Below are 19,026 nucleotides of genomic sequence, written 5' to 3'. Positions count from 1 at the left end.
TTATGATACATTCTCTTGCATTTCGTTCATTCGAACCTGTAGCTGGTATGCCATCGAAATAGACCATGCAAGTGGAGTGTTTTTATTTGGAATATTAGTACCACCAATATAAAGTTCTGGAATTTTACCACTTTCAGGTGTAATGCTCATAGTTTTCGTCCAATATTCATTCATTTTATCTAGTTCACCTAGCTGCTCATAACATAAACCGAGCCAAGGAAATCCGAAGCACCACTCTGCTTCACTACCTTCATTGTAATAAACATCGTTTTCATAACGAATAACTCCGCGTTTTCGCTCGAGTTGTCCCGTGATACGATCTACAATTTGAATGGCTTGTTCTCTTGTTACAACATTTAAAGGATAAATTAAGGATAATAGCGCTAAATCAGCTTCTTTCGTTTCACTCTCACAAGGTAGAAGGTCATTTAGGACTTCCTGACCCTTTTCAATCATATAAGAGGGAACATTAACGAGCGTCTTTACTGCTTGTAATCCCGCAACACATGCTCCAACACTTGATGCATGAACTTCTACATTTTCTTCCCACATGCCGTTATCTGGACTTTTCCAGTATTCTAGACATTCTAAGTAGTCGACAAGCTTCTGAACGATGCGATGATCAACTTTGTCCCTTAGCATCGGCTTTCCGTTTTGAATTCCTTGTCCTATACCAAACAGCAATATTCCTACTGCATCATTTTGTGCATGACCCCATTCAACAGGAATTTCTTCAAGATCTCTTGTGTATCTGGCATGAATGTATTCATGTAAGTATTGTGGTTTCTGCTCCGTATGAATATCGATTTTCCATTCATACTTTCTCAATAATGTGAGAAGCGCATGATAAGCTTTTTCATATCGTGAACACTTTGAATTTAAATATGGCATAACCGCATAGCATACATCTCTGATCCAAACGTAGTCGTAATCATCGGATGTACTTGCAACATAAGCTCCATTAGGTAATCGCATGCTTTCAAGTACACTGTGCAGCTGCTGTTGATTCATATTTCTCACCTGCTCCTTATTTTTTACTACAATTATACCCTATTCGACAATTTTAAACCTTTTTAAGCCACAAAAAAACTGACCCGGGTAGTTTAGGGTCAGTCAAAAGTCTGATTTATTGCTGTCATATCGCTCATATCAGGTTCCATTCGATACACATAGTCTATATAGGTAAGAAGTGTGTCTCGTGCTTCTTTCACCTTCAAAAATTCAGTTTCACGTATAAACGCATGAACAAAATGCTCAATTCGCTTCGAAAGAATATCGTCTTCTGTCTTCATCATCAGAATACTTAATTCAATGCAAGCACAATGATGTGTGTAATATAGAGCTTTGTCATAGTCAGTAATGTCCAATGACATGCCCCCTTTCTAGGAGCTTACGTATAGTATCCGCTCGTAAGCGCCCATTACACGAAGAAAAAGATGTCATATTACGTTCTAAGGAACGTTACTCCGTCTTTTTGTTCAATTTTCTTTTCTTTAATAAGTTTCCCCATAGCTCGCTTAAAAGCAGCTTTACTGATGTTAAACTCACTCTTTATGGCTTCTGGATTACTTTTGTCTGTAAATGGCATCTGATTGTCACGCTCTTGCATATAAGCAACTAAACGTTCAGAATCCTCAAGTCTTGCTTCTTTCACAAGTGGTCTTGTGGATACATTTACACGTCCATCTTCTCTTACAAACGTGATCCTCACTGTAAGACGCTGGCCAAGTCTCACTTGATCCTTCATCTCATCCTTATGAAGATAAGCAAGGTATCCTTCATTGGTTAAAATTGAAACACCGTCTTCAAGGAAGCGAAAAACCAGGCCTTCTACTTCATCATTTTTACATTCTGCCGGTGCTGATTTAGAAAGCTCCTGTATTTCTTCAAATTTACTTAAATCTGCAAACAGGCGCTGCTTTTTATCGAGCTTTAATCCGCAATACAATTCATCACCAATTGCTGGCCAAGTTGCCCAATCATAAGGTAGATCATCTTTTGATAACAGCATGTCCTTTTGAATACCAATATCAACAAAAACACCAAGGCTTCTTTTCACTTCTACGACCTTTAGAATCGAGAATGAATCAACTGTAACAGATGGTATTGTTTCAGTTGCTGAAAGTCTCCCCTGATGATCATGGTACAAAAATACCTCAACTTCATCATTTTCTTCATAGTTATTTTTAGCTTCTTTTTTATGAAGCATAACGTCTTCGAATCCATTTGTTAGAAAATATCCGTATTCTTGTATACGTGCGACACGTAGCGTCGCCATTTCTCCTGCATATAATTCACTTGCCAACTTGATTCACGCCTTTCTTTTTGCTTGTCTTAGTATATCACTTCCACACCCGGAATTTCCCCTTGTTTCTCATAAAAGTGTCTTTCCTGTCAATACTAATCGTGACCAATTACGAAAAGGAGATGTGCACATTGTCCACATACCGAAAACTAGAAGAAATGTTAAAAAACGCTCACGAGCTTGTTGAATTTGCCGACGAACAGCTTCAGCTTGCTACCAAACAGCAATCAGCCATTACTGATAATAGCTATACTGAAACACAGCAATTACTTGAGCAAATGTCCGGAGAATTAGATAAAATGATTCACAGCGCAAATCCTGAACAGCGTGACGCCCTTAATCGAGCGCAACAGCAAATTCAGGATCGGCAAAACAATTTTATTCTCGGGTTTGAAACATGAGATCTGCATATTTGCAGATCTTTTTTAGCTATGTTTAACGTAGTTCATTTTTAGCTCATTCATGCTCTTTGATAACCAGTCGATTGAGACAATAATCGATAATCAACAATTTAAGCTAACGTAGCTTATTTGTTAAGAAAATGAACCAAATTCACTGGCTAATGTTTGCGAGTGTTTTCTCCTCGCTTTTCTTGCTTTCATACGCTCTAATCCACCATCATTCACAAATCTCTCTTCTTCTGTCTCAGGCATTGCTTCAGGCACTCTTGCAGGTATACTCTCTTCATCTAGAGCAACGAAAGTTAAGAAGGACGTGGCGCACACTTTCTTTCTTCCTGTTAACACATTTTCTGCAAATATTTTCACAAACACTTCCATTGAAGTATTGTGTGTCCAACTTACATAGGCCTCTAAGCTGACTACTTCACCTTCACGAATAGGACTAAGGAAATCAATTGAGTCAGCTGATGCAGTAACTACTGCTGATCTAGCGTGCTTAGATGCAGCTATGGCAGCAATATCATCTATGTATGACATTAGCTTTCCACCAAACAAGGTTCCATGAGTATTTGTGTCAGAAGGTAGTACGAAGCTTGATTTGGTCGTTCTTGAATCACGTATTAATTTTTTTGTTAAAGCTGTATTCGACATCATATATCCACTCTTTCTAGAAAAGCCCAATTGCTGTTCCGTCTTCAGAAACATCCATGTTAAGGGCCGCTGGTTTTTTAGGTAATCCAGGCATCGTCATTACGTTCCCGGTTAATGCTACGATAAATCCGGCTCCAATGGAAGGACGGAATTCGCGAATGGTTATCGTAAAGCCAGAAGGTCTTCCGAGTAACGAAGGGTCATCCGAAAGAGAATATTGTGTTTTCGCCATACAAACAGGAAGTTGCCCCCAACCATTTTCTTCGAATTCTTTCATTTGTTTCTTAGCTTTAGAGGACAATTCTATCCCCGAAGCACCGTAAATTTCTTTAGCGATCGTTTCGATTTTCTCTGTAATTGAACAATCAAGGTCATATAGAGGCTTAAACTGATTTTCAGTTCGTTCCATTTCGTTTAATAACGTTTCTGCGAGCTCTACGCCGCCTTCTCCTCCTCGGGCCCATACATCTGTTAGCGCTACAGGGATACCATTTTCTTTACACCATTCTAAGAGAGTATTCACTTCTAAGTCCGTGTCTGTTAGAAACCGATTAATGGCGACAACATATGGTACACCAAATTTTTTAATTGAAGAGACATGCTGTGCCAGATTTGATAGCCCAGCTTCTAGCGCACCAACATCTTCTTTTTTTAGGTTATCTTTTGGTACTCCGCCATGCATTTTAAGAGCTCGAATGGTTGCTACAATTACGGTTGCTGCAGGATCAATATTGCCAGCTCTAGTTTTAATATCGAAAAACTTTTCAGCTCCGAGATCAGCCCCAAATCCTGCTTCAGTAATCACATAGTCAGAAAGCTTTTGCGCCATTTTGGTTGCTGCCACGCTGTTACATCCATGAGCAATATTAGCAAAAGGGCCACCGTGGATCAGGGCTGGAGTATTCTCCAACGTTTGAACAAGGTTCGGATTCATCGCATCTTTTAAAAGAAGTGTAATCGCTCCCTCTACACCTAAATCCCCAACAGTAATCGGTTCTTTTGACATGCTATACCCTACTACAATTGAAGAAAGACGCTTCTTTAAATCAGTTAGGTCTGAAGCAAGACATAGAATCGCCATGATTTCAGATGCTACTGTAATATCAAACCCATCTTCACGAGGTACACCTTGTGTAGGGCCTCCTAGACCTACAATGACATTACGTAATGCTCGGTCATTTAAATCCACAACGCGCTTCCAAGTGACGCGCCTTGTATCAAAACCAATTTCATTTCCTTGATGAATATGGTTATCGATAAGGGCAGATAAAGCATTATGTGCAGAAGTTATTGCATGTAAATCTCCAGTAAAATGGAGGTTAATATCTTCCATCGGCATCACTTGCGAATAACCACCTCCTGCTGCACCTCCTTTAATCCCCATACTTGGACCAAGTGAAGGTTCCCTCATAGCAACAATGGCTTTTTCACCGATTCGATTTAGTGCCTGCGCTAAACCAACTGTTACAGTGCTTTTCCCTTCCCCTGCAGGAGTAGGATTGATCGCTGTTACAAGTACGACTTTTCCAGAGGGCTTTTCATTTAAACGCTTCATCGCATTTAATGAAATCTTTGCTTTATAATGACCATAAGGTTCCCATTCATCTTCATATAATCCTAGCTGCTCGGCAATTGAAGTGATGCGAGTCATCTTAGATTCCTGTGCAATATCAATATCACTTTTGAATTTTACTTCCGGCTTCATAGAACCCCTCCATATGTAAGAATGCATCTTTCCAATTTCCATCTTACCCAACTTTATTCTTCCCGTTAAGGATTATGTTCTAATCAGTTGATAGTCTTGACATTTTTCTAATGAGACGTTATATTGTAGTTAACCATTTATCACATAGGATATTTGATTGAGACTTTGATTTCGATTTTTCGTGCACTAATCTCGTACACATCGAATATCTCTTATTCAACATCCAGTGAATGGTTGAATTTTAAAGTGCACAAAGATTGTGCTAAGCTTTTAGGAGGAACAAACATGCAAAACGGTAAAGTAAAATGGTTTAATGCAGAAAAAGGATTCGGTTTCATCGAAATCGACGGAGCTGACGATGTATTCGTACACTTCTCAGCAATCAATGATGAAGGTTTCAAAACACTTGAAGAAGGCCAAGACGTTTCTTTCGAAATCGTTGAAGGAAATCGCGGACCTCAAGCTGCTAACGTAAACAAACTCTAAAAATATAACTTTCAAAAGGAACTGATGAAATCATCAGTTCCTTTTTTTTACGTCATTTTCCGATGATCTAGAACTCTGGAGCTTGATAAACCCTATGGTTTAAAAAGCATCCTCATGGTCATACTATTCTTGAATGAAACGTAAAGGTGGGATAGTATGTCAGAACCATATTCTGATTTGCAACAAATTGAAATGTCCATTAAATCAGCTCAGCATCTCGTCGGCCAGGCAACGAAAAGCATGAATGGTAACCAGTTACAAGCGGCACAAGATGCGATTAATCAAGCGAAAGAACAGTTCCAACAAGCGCTCTCACATAAATCGGGAACGAATGAACAGTTCTATGAATTTTCTAGTGAATTAATCGAAAAATGTGAAACGCAGTTAAGAGAAGCAAACGAATAAGAGAAGCAGCACTGCGCTGCTTCTCTTATTCGTTATCAACTTCAATGGAACTACTAATTTCTGTACCCTTAAGCGCTTGTTTGGCTAATCGATGCGCCTCTTTATTCTCTTCGCGAGAAATATGCTTGTACACCGGTTGAAGTCTAAGATCACGTAGCGTATCTTCAATGCGATCCATCCATCTCGTTAAAAGTGGTTCATACACGGCCCATTCTCCTCCAAGCTGGTTAATCACCACCTGGGAATCACCTTTAATGAGGATCTCTGTATCCTCAACATCGATTGATTTTATTTCTTGAAGACCTAACCATAACGATGCATATTCGGCCTCATTATTATTTTCAAGAAAATCCATCGCTTTATTTATTCGTATGCGTTTTCTCTGCCTACCCTCATAATAATAAATAACCGCTCCGCATCCAGCCTTCTTTGTTTCTTTATCAAAACTACCGTCGAAAATAACCTCAATTGAAGCTGGTCGTTCTTGTTTTTTGGTCATGTATGTTTCCAATTCCTTAACAGACCATTTCGTTCCCCTATTATCAAGAAAGTAAAGGTCGATGGATCGACCCGTTTTAGCAATATCACGTGCCAAAAGAAGCGCTTCATTAAATGGCACTTCGTCTGACGTCATCCAGGAGGAAAGGCCTCTTGGCGTTTTGTATTTCCATTTCACAATAACATCCATGTCTATGCCCTCCCTATGTCAAATGTTTACCTAATTGCTTCAATTCTTCTCCAACTGTACATTCAGTAATACAAAACCTTTGGGCATGACATTTACCGTAATCATGTTGATTGACTCTTTTGAGCAAGCAATCCTGACAATATGTATCTAGGATTAACCCTACTTCCATCATGACTTCTTTCTTTTTCATACTTTTCACTCCTAAACACAGTCCCTTCTTAACAGTTTTCTCCTTTTACCTTAAATGTATGTCTTCTCTCTACGAACATGATTATGATAAAATACAACAAGACCAGCCCACAGGGGAGGAAAGGCACATGATTGAAGTGTATGTAGATGGAGCAAGCGCAGGTAACCCTGGTCCCTCTGGAGCAGGTGTTTTCATTAAAGCAGAAGGAAGTGTCATTCGATCTTCTCTCCCGCTTGGCACGCTCACAAACCATGAAGCAGAATTCGAAGCGTTAATTCACGCTCTTACGCTTTGTATAGATAAACAGTTCCGGACAATCTCCGTTCGCACAGATTCACAGCTAGTCAGTAGTGCAGTCGACGGCAGATATGTTAAAAACAAAGGTTATCAACCCTACTTAATTCGATGCTTGGCGTTAGTTGATCAATTCGACCTTTGTTTCATTAAATGGATTCCAAGCTCAAAAAATAAAATGGCTGACGAGCTAGCGCGAAAAGCGATTCAGCAAAACAAATGATAAAAACGTCCTTATCTTCTATCAATTCCTAATTAAAACGAGCGCCTTTTCAATCCAAGGCGCTTTTTTTATTTAAGATATGTTAACCAACCATTATTTCTACATGCGGATTCTCAATCCGAGATGATCAAGCTCATCCTTAAACCGATCTAAATCCATATCTAACGTGCAATTAGCAAATGAATAATCATCAAGCTCAGGAATCGCGCGCTCAATTGTCACAAGTTCAAGACTTAATTTCGCGAGCTCCTCTCCATCTATAAGCTTTTTACGATAGCGATTAAATTTACTGTCTAGTTCCCTAATGTTCTCATATATCCCTTGAACGGAACCATATTGCTGAATAAGCGGTAACGCAGCCTTGTCCCCTACCCCAGCAACACCTGGAATGTTATCACTCTTATCTCCTAGTAATGCTTTCACATCAATCCACTGATCGGGTGTAATTCCATACTCTGTTTTAAAATGCTCTTCTGTGTATACCTTATCGCCTTCTTTGCGAATCGCAATAATTTGTGAAACAGAAGGATTTAGAAGCTGAAGAAGATCACGATCATTACTATAAATGTAACAATCACCTCGCCCTTCTTTTGTCCACCTATCGGAGAGTGTTCCCATTACATCATCTGCTTCAAATCCTTCTACACTCATCTGCGGGATTCCTGTTGCCTTAAACAAATTCACCGCCGTTTCATACTGCTGAATAAGCGGACCAGGTAAATCTTCCCTCGTTCCTTTATAATCTTCATAGAGCGCTTTACGTTTTACTTCATTCCGTTTCACATCCCATGTAACAACAAAATGCGTTGGTTCATACTCCTTTACAAGAGAAATGATTTTTTGTAGCTTCACCCTTAAAGCATTCGTAAATAACCCTTCAGGCGTTTGCGAAAGCTGGTCTTCAGACTTTCCATAAGCTGTCGCAAAATAACCTCTGCTTAATAAATTAAATCCATCAATTAATACTAATCGGCCCATATATTTGATCTTCCTTTCACCCTATAATCCATTTTCTTTTCTTATGGTAACATAAACGAAATAACAAAATGATCACAATAAAAGAAGGAGCCTTCTTAATGAAGGCTCCTTCTTTTATTCTTGCGGATTTTTCAGCTTTTCGGCTTCCATTTCTGCATAGGATGGCATCGCTTTTGCTTTTTGTTGTTTTGCATTATTATTACGTTGTGCATTGGGGTTTCCTTTTTTCTGTCTGCCCATCGTGACACTCCTTTAGAAGTACTTCCTCTCTAGTTTGTGCCAGATTGACGTTATTCTATTCAGTCGAATTGAAGCTCCTGTTTGTAAGAACGAAGAAACGCTACATACTGCTTGGATGCTTCTTGAAATGCTTTTTTGTCTCCTCTGTCGAGAGCTTGATCAATGGATTGTTGGTAACGTTTTTCCTGGAAAATAAACACGGCTTCATCAAGGATCAATTGGGCGTACAATTCCAACTCAAACGTTTCCTGTTCCTGTTTCTTTTTCATAGCACGTTGTTTCATATTGTCTTTATACGACTTATGATGATTGTTCATGCTAGCTCTCCCCCCTCTGAAGCTCTTTTTTCTATTATACGAGGGAATCGTCAAAATATCAATATTTTTCAGAATATTCCGATATAACTTTTTTTACGTGTTTTCTTTTCCAATGAAAATGCTATTAACTCAATGATTAAAGCGGGTAACGATCAAGATCAAAATAATTTTTCTTTAAGAGTCTTTCTTGACTCATCAATTCTTTATACGAAAAGGAGGAGGGGAGTTTTGACGTATCGATTAGCATCAATTGCTCCTCCACGTCTCCAACTAATTCATCTGTTTGATAGCACATCCCGCAATAACCGCATTGAACCGAGGGCAAATCACTAATTTCGACCGCTCTCGACCCATCAGGTAATTCCCAGTAACCTTTATCAAGCGTCTCAAAAGCTCCCTCCTGTTCACACCATTTACAGATCATACGGTTTCCTCTCCTTTATCAGTACCTTTGTATTTCTCCTGCTCTGCGTTAAATTTCTTTTCCTTCATAACATCTCTTTTATCGCGCTTATCTTTTAGCGTGCTATGTGTTGCGTCCTTTTCGTACTGAGATCTTCGACTAAACCGCTGAATACCTTCTGGAACAAGATTAAACCGCTCATCTGTCATTAAGGAATGAATGCCGATAGCAGGTTTTTTCTCCATCTCATAAACCTGGTTAAAGTACGTATCAGCAGTACCAGGCGTATAATTTTCCGGTTCAGGGTACGAAGTAATAACCCCTTCAAAGTTTCGTAAAATAACTTTATCTGCACTTTGGGAAATCATGTAATTTGGCTGAAGTGCTATTTTTCCACCGCCACCAGGGGCATCAACTACAAATGTTGGTACGGCATATCCTGACGTATGTCCCCTTAATCCTTCAATGATTTCCAACCCTTTTGAAACCGGTGCACGAAAATGCCCAATCCCCTCAGATAAATCACACTGATAAATGTAATATGGCCTCACCCTAATTTTCACAAGGTCATGCATCAGCTTCTTCATGATCGGTACGCTATCATTGATCCCGGCAAGAATAACCGCTTGATTTCCAACAGGGACGCCCGCATCTGCCAGCATTTCACATGCCTTCTTCGATTCTTCTGTAATTTCAATACTTGTATTAAAATGCGTGTTCAGCCAGACAGGATGGTATTTCTTTAAAATGTTACATAAATCCTCTGTAATTCGCTGAGGAAACACCACTGGAGCTCTCGTTCCGATTCGAATAATTTCAACATGTGGAATCGCTCGTAAGTTCTTGAGCACATATTCTAGAATCTTATCATTGATAAGTAGCCCATCTCCTCCAGAAATAAGGACATCTCTCACTTCAGGGGTTCTTGAAATATAGCTAATGGCTTCATCAAGCTGTTTTTTTGGAACCCCCATTCCGATTTGCCCTGAAAAGCGCCTCCTAGTACAATACCTGCAGTACATCGAACACTGATTTGTAACTAGAAAAAGAACGCGATCAGGATATCTATGCGTTAATCCAGGTACTGGGGAATCCTCATCTTCATGAAGAGGATCTTCAAGATCATATTTCGTTTTGTACATCTCTTGCGAAATAGGCACTGATTGCATGCGCACTGGACAGCGCGGATCATCCGGATTCATTAAGGAAGCATAGTATGGCGTAATGTTAAGTGGAATGGTTTTCGTTGCGATCTTCACACCTTCTTCCTCGTCAGGTGTTAAGTTCACTACTTTCTTCAAGTCATCAAGCGTTCGAATCGTATTAGTAAGCTGCCAAATCCAATCATTCCATTGGTCTTCCGTAACATCCTTCCAAAGTTCAATATCCTTCCAATTCCGAGTTGGCTTATACAGTTGCATCAGCACAATACATTCCCCCTTCAGATAATCTACTCCTATACTATGCAAGTAGCGTGCCAGCTCCATTGATTCTTCAAAAAAGCCTACTTTTTAGTTTATCGTGGGATCAAGACGCTTATAGGATAAGTCTATTACGGTTACAACTTAGATCCCTACTCGTCCACTCCCTTCCTTTATTTCCACAATAAAAAGCCAGCTGTGCTCAATATTCAGCACTCTGGCTTAGTGGGTGTTTAGAAAGTTTATATTGTAATGTTTGTCTGGGGATGCCTAACTGCTCTGCAGCTTTTTTCACATTCCCCTGGCTGATATTCATGGCTTGTTTTATTAAATTATATTCCGTTTTTAATAAAACGTCGCGGAGTGGTGCCGTTACATGAGATTGATTTTCTGGAAGAAGCACCTCAAAATCGTCGACGGTTAATGTATTACCTTCTGCGAAATTCATGGCCGATTGAATCACATGCTCAAGCTCCCGAACATTTCCATGCCAGTGACGCGAAGAGAGCAGCGTTGCCGACTTCTGATCGACTCCTCTTATGTTTTTATGAAATTTATCGTTGTATTTCTTAATAAAATGAGCAATGAGATTAGAAATATCCTCTTTTCGTTCTCGAAGAGGTGGTAATCTAAGATAAATTACATTCAAACGGTAAAACAAATCAACACGAAGCCTCTTTGCCTCAAGAGCAGATTCCGGTTCTTCATTCATTGCAGCTATGATTCGGACATCCACTTTTCTCGTCTTTCCTGCTCCAACTCGGCGGATGACACCATCCTCTAAAACCCGAAGCAACTTTGCTTGTACATCAATGGGCATCGAATTAATCTCATCAAGAAAAAGAGTACCGCCATTAGCTAATTCGAATAATCCCTCACGCTCCTCAGCACCTGTAAAGCTTCCTTTGGATGTACCAAAAAGAATCGACTCAAGAATCGATGCAGGTAAGGCGGCGCAATTTTGTGCAATAAATGGTCCCACCCGCTTAGAAGCATTATGAATCGCTTGAACAATGAGTTCTTTTCCAGTGCCAGTCTCACCATAGACAAGAACTGGAGAATGAAGAACGGCAGCTTTTTGAGCTCGGTCCTTTACCTTTATAAAAACGGGATCATTCGTTAGAATGTGCTCAAATGTATAGATAGTGCCGTTGTCGAACTCCTTGACCGTCTTTCGATTTATTTTAGATTGTAATTCCATAACCTTATCAGACAATATTTTGATACGCGAAAGATCTCGAGCAATTTCCACGGCTCCTTCTAAGTGCCCATTCACAACGATAGGTAGTGTGGTATTTATCGTCGAGATCAGATGCCCCTTCATATTTCTGTAAGTTTGGTCTTTATTAAAAATTGGCTTTCTTGTCGTTAACACATGAGATAGTGTGCTCGTCTCTTTGGAGAGTGATGGAAATGCTTCTAGGTAGTGCGTCCCTAATACATCATCTACTTGCAATCCGTCGTGCTTGGCAGCAATTTCATTATAATAGATCGTCATACCTCTATTATCAACGACATGAATCCCTTCATCAATACTTTCAAGGATCGCTTCAAACATTCCATCCGTAAGTGGGATCGTTTCTCTCATAGACCTCCTCCTTTATGCCGGATTTTCATCTATCTGTGCTGATTATTCGGCACTTCTTAGAAGCGTTTTGCTCCATAGATTCATATTTTCCCAATCTTTATAGATCTTCACATTGTTTACAAGACGTCCACCATATTCATAGTGAAGCTGATGAAAAACAGCATTCATTCCAAAAGAAAGGCTCCTCGCGATCGAGTAAGCATAGTATACCTCTTGCTTTAACAATTCCGTTTCTAAAGCAAGAATTAGTTGACGCATTGTTCCACCTTTCCTATATTCAGGAAGGGTTGCACAATCCGTCATCTCGGCATTTCTATACGTACGATTCACTTCAGCTGAGGCGGCACTTTTGATTATTCCTTGATCTTCCATTACATAAAAAATCGTGTCACTCTTCATAGCTTTCTTAATGTAACTAGGATCATCCATTGGGGTTGGGTAGACCGAAAACACAGTTTGATATAATTTCGCTAGTGCTTCAGCATCACTTTCAATACCAATTCGCATAGGAGGGGTTCCTTTGAGAGAAGTAAGAGGCTTGTTTTGTACAGCCATTAATAACTTGTCTTCATCTACCCAAGACTCACTATTTCGACGCCAATTCGCTCGATACTTCGTCATGAGATGAGCATCACTACCAGAAAAATAGAAACGAATCTTTCCTTCGTAGGTATAGCCAATTGAAAGAAAGGAGGAAACATCTTCACTCTTCACTTTTACAATGCACTTTGAATATTCGCTCGTAAACACTTCTTGAATATGAGCGATAACTGCTTGAACGCTTCCATCATAAACATCAATACGAATGCGTTCATTAAATGTATCAAACGTACAGGTAAAGATATAATCGCTTCCTTTATAAAAATGCTCAACCGCTTCAATTCGCTTATCTCCCATTAACCTCCCCCTCATTACATGTCTTAAATCAGTAGTTCTTCTTTCTTTTGTAAACTCCTTCCTAAAGGTAAGCTATGTTAAAAAAACAAAGTGAAAGAACCACATGAAAAAGAACGGCATAGCCGCTCCTACTTATACTGGCCACACCATTCTAGTATGATGTGCACAAAAAGTTCTGCCGCAAGCATCATTTGATCAATTTCAATGTATTCATTTGCAAAATGCGCTACCGCTGTCTCTCCTGGACCGAAAATAATCGATGGCGTATTCCCTTCTTCTTGTAGCAATCCCCCATCTGTCCCCCAAGGTGAAGCTTCGATAACGAGAGCTTTCCCTGTGACTTCTTCGTAATGACGGCGAATTACGCCCACTAGCGGATGATCTTCATCAACTTCTCCAGGCAGCCATCTTGCTCCAAACCACTCGATCTCAACTGGATGATCCTTTAGCCAATCATCTTCAATAGCTTCCAGGGCTCTGCGCATGTCAAGCTTTGCGTCATCAAGCTCTTCTCCAGGAATCACACCCATTCTTCCCTCTAAAACTACTTGATCTGGAACAGACGATGGCCAATCTCCACCTGAAATTTTCCCTATATTAATCGGAACAGGGATCGGAATGTTTTCATATAAAGAGTCTGTAATTCGATTATTGCGCTGTTCCTCTAATAATTGGATGGCTTTAATTACCGAAACGCTTTTCTCGAGAGCAGATACTCCTTCATAACGCGTACCACCGTGTGCACCGCGCCCTGATACGGTGATACGAAACCACATTGATCCCTGCTGCTTAGGGAACACTTTCATCTTCGTCGGCTCTGGAATAAGAGCGGCATCAGCACGGTAACCTCGTTCAATTGCCGCAAGTGTACCTGTTCCCCCACTTTCTTCTTCCACTACGCTTTCAAAGATCAGATCGCCATTTAGAGGAAGCTCCAAATCTTTAAGGCATTTTAAGGCAAGAAGCATCGCCGTATTTCCGCCTTTCATATCGGTTGCCCCTCTACCGTACAGCCTGCCGTTCTTTACTTCCCCACTATAAGGTTCTAACTCCCAGTCACTTCTATTTCCAGGGGGGACAACGTCAATATGACCGTTCAATATGAGTGAACGACCACCTCCCTTACCTTTCCACACACCTACAACATTAGGGCTTTGTGTAAAATCTGTTCGATTCGCACAAAATGCACGATGATTAAGGGTTTCGTCTCCAGGAGTAAACCGATCTATTTTCATTCCGAGTTGATGAAGTTCTGACTGAACAAGGTCTTGCACATTTGCCTCGTTTCCTTGCACGCTATCACAACGAACAAAGCGTTGAAGCATTTCTACCCCATAGTCCCGATGATGCATCATCCATTTGTATATTTCTTCTTTCATGAGGTCCGCCTCCCCACATGATCAACATTTACATCCGCTTCAGTAGCGCCTATTACATCGTCAACAGAATAACCAGGCATCACTTCGAGAAGAAAAATCTCTCCCTGATCAATTCGCATAACAGCTCTCTCTGTAATAATCATGTGTGCACCTTCTTTTACCGTCAAAGGGAGAGAACATTCTTTGACAATTTTGGGCAGCCCATCTTTTGTTGTATGACTCATTAATACAATCACCTTTTTAGCTTTTTGAGCGAGATCAATAGCCCCGCCCATGCCAGGCACTCGTTTTCCAGGTACGATCCAATTTGCGATATCTCCTCTTCCACTCACTTCAAGTGCGCCAAGAATCGTTAAATCGAGATGTCCCCTCCTAACCATTCCAAACGCTTCTGCACTATCAAAAAATGAAGCACCCGATTGAATGGTAACAGGATATCCCCCGGCGTTAGATAGATTTCCATCTTCCTTACCTTGCTCAGGACTCCCCCCCATTCCTAAGATGCCATTTTCCGTATGCAACATCACATCGAGGGAATTTGGAATAAAGTCAGCTACAAGCGTAGGAATACCGATCCCAAGATTAACCATCATGCCGTACGTAACTTCACGAGCAGCACGTTGTGCTATTAACTTTCTCGCTTCAGCTCCCATACCCATTTCCAATCAACTCCCTTGCTTTCAATGACGTGATCAACGAAAACACCTTGAGTGATAATTTCCTCTGGATCTAGCTCACCTGTTTGTACGATTTCAACAGATTCAGCGATAGTAACATCACCTGCTTGGGCGACAAGTGGGTTAGTGTTCCGTGCACTCTGATCGTAGATTAGGTTTCCATATGGATCAGCACGTTTGCAGGCAATAATAGATAAATCTGCCGTAAGAGCAGGTTCAATCATATATTCTTTACCGTGAACGATTGTCTTTTCCTTTCCGTGTTCAATAGATGTTCCAAGCCCTACGTCTACTAAAATACCACCAAGCCCCATCCCCCCAGCGCGAATCTTTTCTGCCAGCGTTCCTTGCGGGTAGAATTGAACGGAAAGTTCTCCGTTATGCATTTGTTTTCCTGCTTCAGGATTTGAGCCAATATGAGATGCAATAAGTGTTGAAACTCTTTTTTCAGTGACGAGCTTTCCAGGTCCGATCCACGGGAAGCCAGCATCGTTACAAATGAGCGTTATATTCTTAATACCAGAATCAAGAATCCATTGAATAAGTGTAGGAGGTGAACCTACTCCACCAAATCCACCACACATTATCGTCATGTTATCTCTTAATAGATCGAGCTCTGACAATGCGCATCTTTTACTTCTCACGGATTTCTCATCCTTTCATCAGCTTATCGATCGTCTACTATAGATGCCTTCTATTGTAAGCTCTTTCTCCAATTCAGCTAATGCTTGATTCAGCTTATTCAGAAGGAGATGAACCTCATTTTCTTGAATGATTAGAGGTGGTGCCACAATGACTGAATCACCCGCTATCCCATTCAATCCCCCAGCAGCCGTGTAAACGAGTAAACCGGAATCATAGCATTTTCTGATAAAACGATTTGTCACTTCGTTCTGTAGCAAGAACGGCTCTTTCGTCAGTTGATCCTGAACAAATTCAATCGCTGTTAATAACCCTTTACCTCTTACATCACCAATAAAAGGATAAATCGATTGAAGCTCTTTTAATCCATTTAAGAGAAGATCTCCTTTTTCTTCGGCGTTTTTCACAAGATTATTTTCTTCTATATAGTCAAGAACAGCGAGACATATAGCAGATGAGAGTGGGTTGGCACTAAACGTATGACCGCTTAGCACAACTTTGGATCCGCGTTCAATTTCCAATATAATCCGATCAGATACAAGGGTAGCTGCCATCGGTGTATAACCTGCGCTCATACCTTTTCCGAGTGCTAAAATATCTGGTGCGACACCCCAATGTTCCATTGCATACATTTTCCCTGTTCTACCGACCCCTGTCATAACTTCATCTGCAATAAACAAAATATCATAGCGCTCACATACGGCTTTCATTTCTTTAAAATAGGAATCAGGTGGTACAACCGCACCCCCAGCTGCACCAATGATAGGTTCACAAACAAACGCTGCAATCGTTTCTGCCCCAAGTCTTTGAATCGTTTTTTCAAATTCTAGCGCATAGTGCTTTGAACAATTCGGACAGTGCTCATTGTAGGAACATCTGTAACAATAAGGAGGAGAGAGTTCTGGATAATGTTCTAACATCGCGCTAAAGCGATTCCGACGTATGACATGACCGGACATTGAAAGGGCACCCATCGTAATCCCGTGATAGCTCATCCACCTCGATATGATTCTGTTCTTCGTTGGCCGACCCAGTTCCTGCCAATACTGAACGGCTATTTTCAAAGCGGTTTCTAATGCTTCTGATCCGCTGTTCACAAAAAACACCCAGTCCAGATCACCTGGAGCATTGCGACATAGTCTTTCAGCAAGAAGCTCTGCAGACGAGCTCGTAAACTGAGAGCGATAAACAAACGATACTTGATCGACTTGCTTTACCATCGCTTCCTTAATTTCAGGAACGGCGTGGCCGATATTTGCCGTCACAGCACCTGAACAACCATCAATAAACGCATGACCATCCTCATCATATAAATAGATCCCTTTTCCATGAGAAATAAAGGCATAATCCATTCCTAATAAAGGTTTTATTAAGTGGGTTCTTTTACTTATCACCTAATCGACACCTCACTTTTTTGTCTATATGTATAGCCTATGTTGAAATGAACCAAAATTCTATCCCACATCATCTACAAAAAATTCTGACTTTGTTGTACGCTTTGGATAAGAAGAGACGGAGGGACGCCTATGGGACTATCAGTTCGAGAAGCCTTACAGCTACCTGAGATGAGTGGAATTAAATTAATTGCTGGAAAAAAAGGAATTGACCGAGATATTAAATGGTTAACAATCGTGGAAGTAATGGAAGATATGACACGGCTTCATGAAGGGGAGTTTTTAATAACGACGGCATACGGATGGCACGAGAAATCCGATTCTTATACGAAACTCATTGAAGCCCTTTCGAACAGACAGCTATCTGCCCTTGCCATTCATACTGGATTTTATCTAGACGTGGTTCCGATTGCGATCATCGAAGCAGCCAACCGAACCGGATTACCGCTTCTTGAAATTCCGAGAACGATGAATTTCTCAATGGTTACAAGAAGCATTTTGGAACAGCTCGTTAATAAACAACTTTCCATTCTTACGCAGGCTCAGCGTATTCAGGACGACTTAACGTCACTTGTTATTAAAAATGCTGGCTTTTCAGCTATCACTGATGCACTATCGAAACTACTAAACTGCACTGTTTCAATTTATCATGCGGATAATGCTCTTTTAGCAGAGACTTATCTCACGAATCAAAATGATTCTACCGATGAATTCTATCCGATCAAAACCGAAGGAAAAGCAATTGGAACAATTCATATCAAGAAACCAACACCACTCACTGCACTCGATCACCTTGCTTTAAAACATGCGGCTAATATTTTTGCGATTGAATTTCTAAAACTACGTATCATTGAAGATACTAGATCTCAGATCGAAGCTGATTTTCTTGATATTTTATTCTCCCAATCCTACGAAGACGAGAAATTGATATTAAAAAAGAGCAAAGAAATGGGCTATGATCTAACCGGTTCGAATACAATCGCAGTTCTTTCATCATCTAACCTTACAAAACTCGAGGAAGACTGTCAGCAGCAATTAATCGAAACAAGAACGAAAGGTATAATAAAGAGGAAGATGGATCATATTGTTGCGCTTCTCTTAGGTGACACGATTCCCTTCAAGGATGGAATGAGCTCTTCTATCATTGGATTCAGCATGACCAAAATAGGCATACGCCACCTTGAACTAGCCCTTAAAGAAGCTACGGTTGCACATCAATTTGCTAAATATCGAAACGAACATCGTCTATCCTTCGCTGACCTGGGTGCTTATCAGTTATTCATTCGATTAAAAGAAAATGGCGAAGATCTTTCACCCTATTATTCACCTCTTCTATCACCAATAGTTGACTATGATCGAAAGCACCAGGCTCAGCTAATGAAGACACTTGAATCTTTTCTAGAAAACAACCTTGTCATTAACCGTACAGCTGACAAATTATTTATTCATAGGCATACACTAAACTATCGAATCAAACAATTAGAAAAGCTCACCGGTATTGATATATACGCATATGATCAGCGCATGCAGCTTCAATTTGCTCTACTTGCCTATCGGACCGATTGCATTCTTCCAGCTATTTAAAAAACAGCTTCCCTATTAAAATAGGGAAGCTGTTTTTTATTGAGGTGATAGCGAAGACCCATTCAGAAGAAAATTATCTGAATATTGGTTATCCACAGAATTTTGTGGGTAACCCACCTGCGGCACCTATACCCCCATGTATTTAAAATATACCAGGG

General features: G+C 40.4%; 23 protein-coding genes. 5 read left to right on the top strand and 18 right to left on the bottom strand.

Going from position 1 to position 19,026, the window contains the following annotated elements; genetic code table 11:
• From Q4550_RS07805 to Q4550_RS07795, 3 genes are all read right to left on the bottom strand, one after another.
• A complete protein-coding gene (locus Q4550_RS07805; RefSeq protein WP_303531483.1) occupies positions 1-1,011 on the bottom strand; it encodes a glycoside hydrolase family 15 protein in 1,011 nt (336 codons plus the stop codon).
• Between the two features lie 98 nt (positions 1,012-1,109).
• The gene (locus tag Q4550_RS07800) at positions 1,110-1,367 is read right to left on the bottom strand and encodes a YhdB family protein (RefSeq protein WP_303531481.1); all 258 of its coding nucleotides are present in this window, start codon (positions 1,365-1,367) and stop codon (positions 1,110-1,112) included.
• A 77-nt stretch (positions 1,368-1,444) separates the two neighbouring features.
• Entirely contained in the window at positions 1,445-2,305 is an 861-nt protein-coding gene (locus Q4550_RS07795) for a CvfB family protein (RefSeq protein WP_303531479.1), read from the bottom strand.
• Positions 2,306-2,436: 131 nt separating this feature from the next.
• Between Q4550_RS07795 and Q4550_RS07790 the strand changes: the two genes are divergently transcribed.
• Positions 2,437-2,706 carry a DUF2524 family protein gene (locus Q4550_RS07790; RefSeq protein WP_303531477.1) on the top strand — a complete coding sequence of 90 codons (270 nt, stop codon included), beginning with the start codon at positions 2,437-2,439 and terminating at the stop codon, positions 2,704-2,706.
• 132 nt (positions 2,707-2,838) lie between these two features.
• Here the strand turns inward: Q4550_RS07790 and Q4550_RS07785 are convergent, their stop codons facing one another.
• Positions 2,839-3,357, bottom strand: coding sequence for an acyl-CoA thioesterase (locus Q4550_RS07785; RefSeq protein WP_194221549.1), 519 nt, complete (start codon positions 3,355-3,357; stop codon positions 2,839-2,841).
• Between the two features lie 16 nt (positions 3,358-3,373).
• The gene (locus Q4550_RS07780; protein ID WP_303531473.1) at positions 3,374-5,062 is read right to left on the bottom strand and encodes a formate--tetrahydrofolate ligase; all 1,689 of its coding nucleotides are present in this window, start codon (positions 5,060-5,062) and stop codon (positions 3,374-3,376) included.
• A 285-nt stretch (positions 5,063-5,347) separates the two neighbouring features.
• On the opposite strand from Q4550_RS07780, the gene cspD reads away from it, so the two are divergent.
• On the top strand, positions 5,348-5,548 hold the full coding sequence (gene cspD, locus Q4550_RS07775; RefSeq protein WP_194221547.1) for a cold-shock protein CspD: 201 nt from the start codon (positions 5,348-5,350) through the stop codon (positions 5,546-5,548).
• Positions 5,549-5,704: 156 nt separating this feature from the next.
• Entirely contained in the window at positions 5,705-5,953 is a 249-nt protein-coding gene (locus Q4550_RS07770) for a DUF2564 family protein (RefSeq protein ID WP_194221546.1), read from the top strand.
• 25 nt (positions 5,954-5,978) lie between these two features.
• Here Q4550_RS07770 and Q4550_RS07765 read toward each other — a convergent pair whose 3' ends face one another.
• Positions 5,979-6,641, bottom strand: coding sequence for a DUF771 domain-containing protein (locus tag Q4550_RS07765; protein WP_303531469.1), 663 nt, complete (start codon positions 6,639-6,641; stop codon positions 5,979-5,981).
• A 13-nt stretch (positions 6,642-6,654) separates the two neighbouring features.
• Positions 6,655-6,831 carry a zinc-finger domain-containing protein gene (locus Q4550_RS07760; RefSeq protein WP_194221544.1) on the bottom strand — a complete coding sequence of 59 codons (177 nt, stop codon included), beginning with the start codon at positions 6,829-6,831 and terminating at the stop codon, positions 6,655-6,657.
• 127 nt (positions 6,832-6,958) lie between these two features.
• On the opposite strand from Q4550_RS07760, the gene Q4550_RS07755 reads away from it, so the two are divergent.
• Positions 6,959-7,348 (top strand): reverse transcriptase-like protein, encoded by a 390-nt coding sequence (locus Q4550_RS07755; RefSeq protein ID WP_303531467.1) that lies wholly within the window; start codon positions 6,959-6,961, stop codon positions 7,346-7,348.
• A gap of 99 nt (positions 7,349-7,447) precedes the next feature.
• On the opposite strand, the gene Q4550_RS07750 is transcribed toward Q4550_RS07755, so the two are convergent.
• From Q4550_RS07750 to Q4550_RS07700, 11 genes are all read right to left on the bottom strand, one after another.
• Complete coding sequence (locus Q4550_RS07750; protein ID WP_303531465.1) at positions 7,448-8,326, bottom strand: 5'-3' exonuclease; 879 nt, start codon at positions 8,324-8,326, stop codon at positions 7,448-7,450.
• A gap of 114 nt (positions 8,327-8,440) precedes the next feature.
• Positions 8,441-8,566 carry a hypothetical protein gene (locus tag Q4550_RS07745; protein ID WP_255622402.1) on the bottom strand — a complete coding sequence of 42 codons (126 nt, stop codon included), beginning with the start codon at positions 8,564-8,566 and terminating at the stop codon, positions 8,441-8,443.
• A gap of 59 nt (positions 8,567-8,625) precedes the next feature.
• Positions 8,626-8,883: an IDEAL domain-containing protein gene (locus tag Q4550_RS07740; protein ID WP_303531463.1), complete on the bottom strand. Its 258-nt coding sequence runs from the start codon at positions 8,881-8,883 to the stop codon at positions 8,626-8,628.
• Positions 8,884-9,019: 136 nt separating this feature from the next.
• Positions 9,020-9,307 (bottom strand): YokU family protein, encoded by a 288-nt coding sequence (locus tag Q4550_RS07735; protein ID WP_303531462.1) that lies wholly within the window; start codon positions 9,305-9,307, stop codon positions 9,020-9,022.
• Positions 9,304-10,713, bottom strand: coding sequence for a lysine 2,3-aminomutase (gene kamA / locus Q4550_RS07730; RefSeq protein WP_303531461.1), 1,410 nt, complete (start codon positions 10,711-10,713; stop codon positions 9,304-9,306). Before kamA ends, Q4550_RS07735 begins: the two co-directional genes overlap by 4 nt.
• Positions 10,714-10,909: 196 nt before the next feature.
• The gene (locus tag Q4550_RS07725; RefSeq protein WP_303531460.1) at positions 10,910-12,295 is read right to left on the bottom strand and encodes a sigma-54 interaction domain-containing protein; all 1,386 of its coding nucleotides are present in this window, start codon (positions 12,293-12,295) and stop codon (positions 10,910-10,912) included.
• 42 nt (positions 12,296-12,337) lie between these two features.
• A complete protein-coding gene (gene ablB / locus Q4550_RS07720) occupies positions 12,338-13,192 on the bottom strand; it encodes a putative beta-lysine N-acetyltransferase (RefSeq protein WP_303531459.1) in 855 nt (284 codons plus the stop codon).
• 128 nt (positions 13,193-13,320) lie between these two features.
• Positions 13,321-14,571, bottom strand: a complete 1,251-nt coding sequence (locus Q4550_RS07715) for a peptidase (protein WP_303531457.1) — start codon at positions 14,569-14,571, stop codon at positions 13,321-13,323.
• The gene (locus tag Q4550_RS07710) at positions 14,568-15,230 is read right to left on the bottom strand and encodes a 3-oxoacid CoA-transferase subunit B (RefSeq protein WP_303531455.1); all 663 of its coding nucleotides are present in this window, start codon (positions 15,228-15,230) and stop codon (positions 14,568-14,570) included. The genes Q4550_RS07715 and Q4550_RS07710 overlap by 4 nt, the downstream gene beginning before the upstream one ends.
• Complete coding sequence (locus Q4550_RS07705) at positions 15,200-15,892, bottom strand: CoA transferase subunit A (protein WP_303531453.1); 693 nt, start codon at positions 15,890-15,892, stop codon at positions 15,200-15,202. The genes Q4550_RS07710 and Q4550_RS07705 overlap by 31 nt, the downstream gene beginning before the upstream one ends.
• A gap of 18 nt (positions 15,893-15,910) precedes the next feature.
• The gene (locus Q4550_RS07700; RefSeq protein WP_303531451.1) at positions 15,911-17,284 is read right to left on the bottom strand and encodes an aspartate aminotransferase family protein; all 1,374 of its coding nucleotides are present in this window, start codon (positions 17,282-17,284) and stop codon (positions 15,911-15,913) included.
• Positions 17,285-17,416: 132 nt separating this feature from the next.
• Here Q4550_RS07700 and Q4550_RS07695 point away from each other — a divergent pair, with 132 nt between their 5' ends.
• Positions 17,417-18,868 (top strand): PucR family transcriptional regulator, encoded by a 1,452-nt coding sequence (locus Q4550_RS07695; protein WP_303531450.1) that lies wholly within the window; start codon positions 17,417-17,419, stop codon positions 18,866-18,868.
• The last annotated feature ends 158 nt before the right edge of the window (positions 18,869-19,026 follow it).

Origin of the sequence: Anaerobacillus sp. 1_MG-2023 (assembly GCF_030547345.1) — a bacterium.
Classification (GTDB): domain Bacteria; phylum Bacillota; class Bacilli; order Bacillales; family Guptibacillaceae; genus Guptibacillus; species Guptibacillus hwajinpoensis_B.
Note: the sequence above shows the minus strand (reverse complement) of the source record. Positions and strands in the feature narration are given on the sequence as shown.

Excerpts from the sequence above, each read along its gene's own strand:
- Q4550_RS07805 (WP_303531483.1), bottom strand. The coding sequence starts at position 1,011 with ATGAATCAACAGCAGCTGCACAGTGTACTTGAAAGCATGCGATTACCT.
- Q4550_RS07785 (WP_194221549.1), bottom strand. The coding sequence starts at position 3,357 with ATGTCGAATACAGCTTTAACAAAAAAATTAATACGTGATTCAAGAACG.
- Q4550_RS07780 (WP_303531473.1), bottom strand. The coding sequence starts at position 5,062 with ATGAAGCCGGAAGTAAAATTCAAAAGTGATATTGATATTGCACAGGAA.
- cspD (WP_194221547.1), top strand. The coding sequence starts at position 5,348 with ATGCAAAACGGTAAAGTAAAATGGTTTAATGCAGAAAAAGGATTCGGT.
- Q4550_RS07770 (WP_194221546.1), top strand. The coding sequence starts at position 5,705 with ATGTCAGAACCATATTCTGATTTGCAACAAATTGAAATGTCCATTAAA.
- Q4550_RS07765 (WP_303531469.1), bottom strand. The coding sequence starts at position 6,641 with ATGGATGTTATTGTGAAATGGAAATACAAAACGCCAAGAGGCCTTTCC.
- Q4550_RS07760 (WP_194221544.1), bottom strand. The coding sequence starts at position 6,831 with ATGAAAAAGAAAGAAGTCATGATGGAAGTAGGGTTAATCCTAGATACA.
- Q4550_RS07755 (WP_303531467.1), top strand. The coding sequence starts at position 6,959 with ATGATTGAAGTGTATGTAGATGGAGCAAGCGCAGGTAACCCTGGTCCC.
- Q4550_RS07750 (WP_303531465.1), bottom strand. The coding sequence starts at position 8,326 with ATGGGCCGATTAGTATTAATTGATGGATTTAATTTATTAAGCAGAGGT.
- Q4550_RS07745 (WP_255622402.1), bottom strand. The coding sequence starts at position 8,566 with ATGGGCAGACAGAAAAAAGGAAACCCCAATGCACAACGTAATAATAAT.
- Q4550_RS07740 (WP_303531463.1), bottom strand. The coding sequence starts at position 8,883 with ATGAACAATCATCATAAGTCGTATAAAGACAATATGAAACAACGTGCT.
- Q4550_RS07735 (WP_303531462.1), bottom strand. The coding sequence starts at position 9,307 with ATGATCTGTAAATGGTGTGAACAGGAGGGAGCTTTTGAGACGCTTGAT.
- Q4550_RS07725 (WP_303531460.1), bottom strand. The coding sequence starts at position 12,295 with ATGAGAGAAACGATCCCACTTACGGATGGAATGTTTGAAGCGATCCTT.
- ablB (WP_303531459.1), bottom strand. The coding sequence starts at position 13,192 with ATGGGAGATAAGCGAATTGAAGCGGTTGAGCATTTTTATAAAGGAAGC.
- Q4550_RS07715 (WP_303531457.1), bottom strand. The coding sequence starts at position 14,571 with ATGAAAGAAGAAATATACAAATGGATGATGCATCATCGGGACTATGGG.
- Q4550_RS07710 (WP_303531455.1), bottom strand. The coding sequence starts at position 15,230 with ATGGGTATGGGAGCTGAAGCGAGAAAGTTAATAGCACAACGTGCTGCT.
- Q4550_RS07695 (WP_303531450.1), top strand. The coding sequence starts at position 17,417 with ATGGGACTATCAGTTCGAGAAGCCTTACAGCTACCTGAGATGAGTGGA.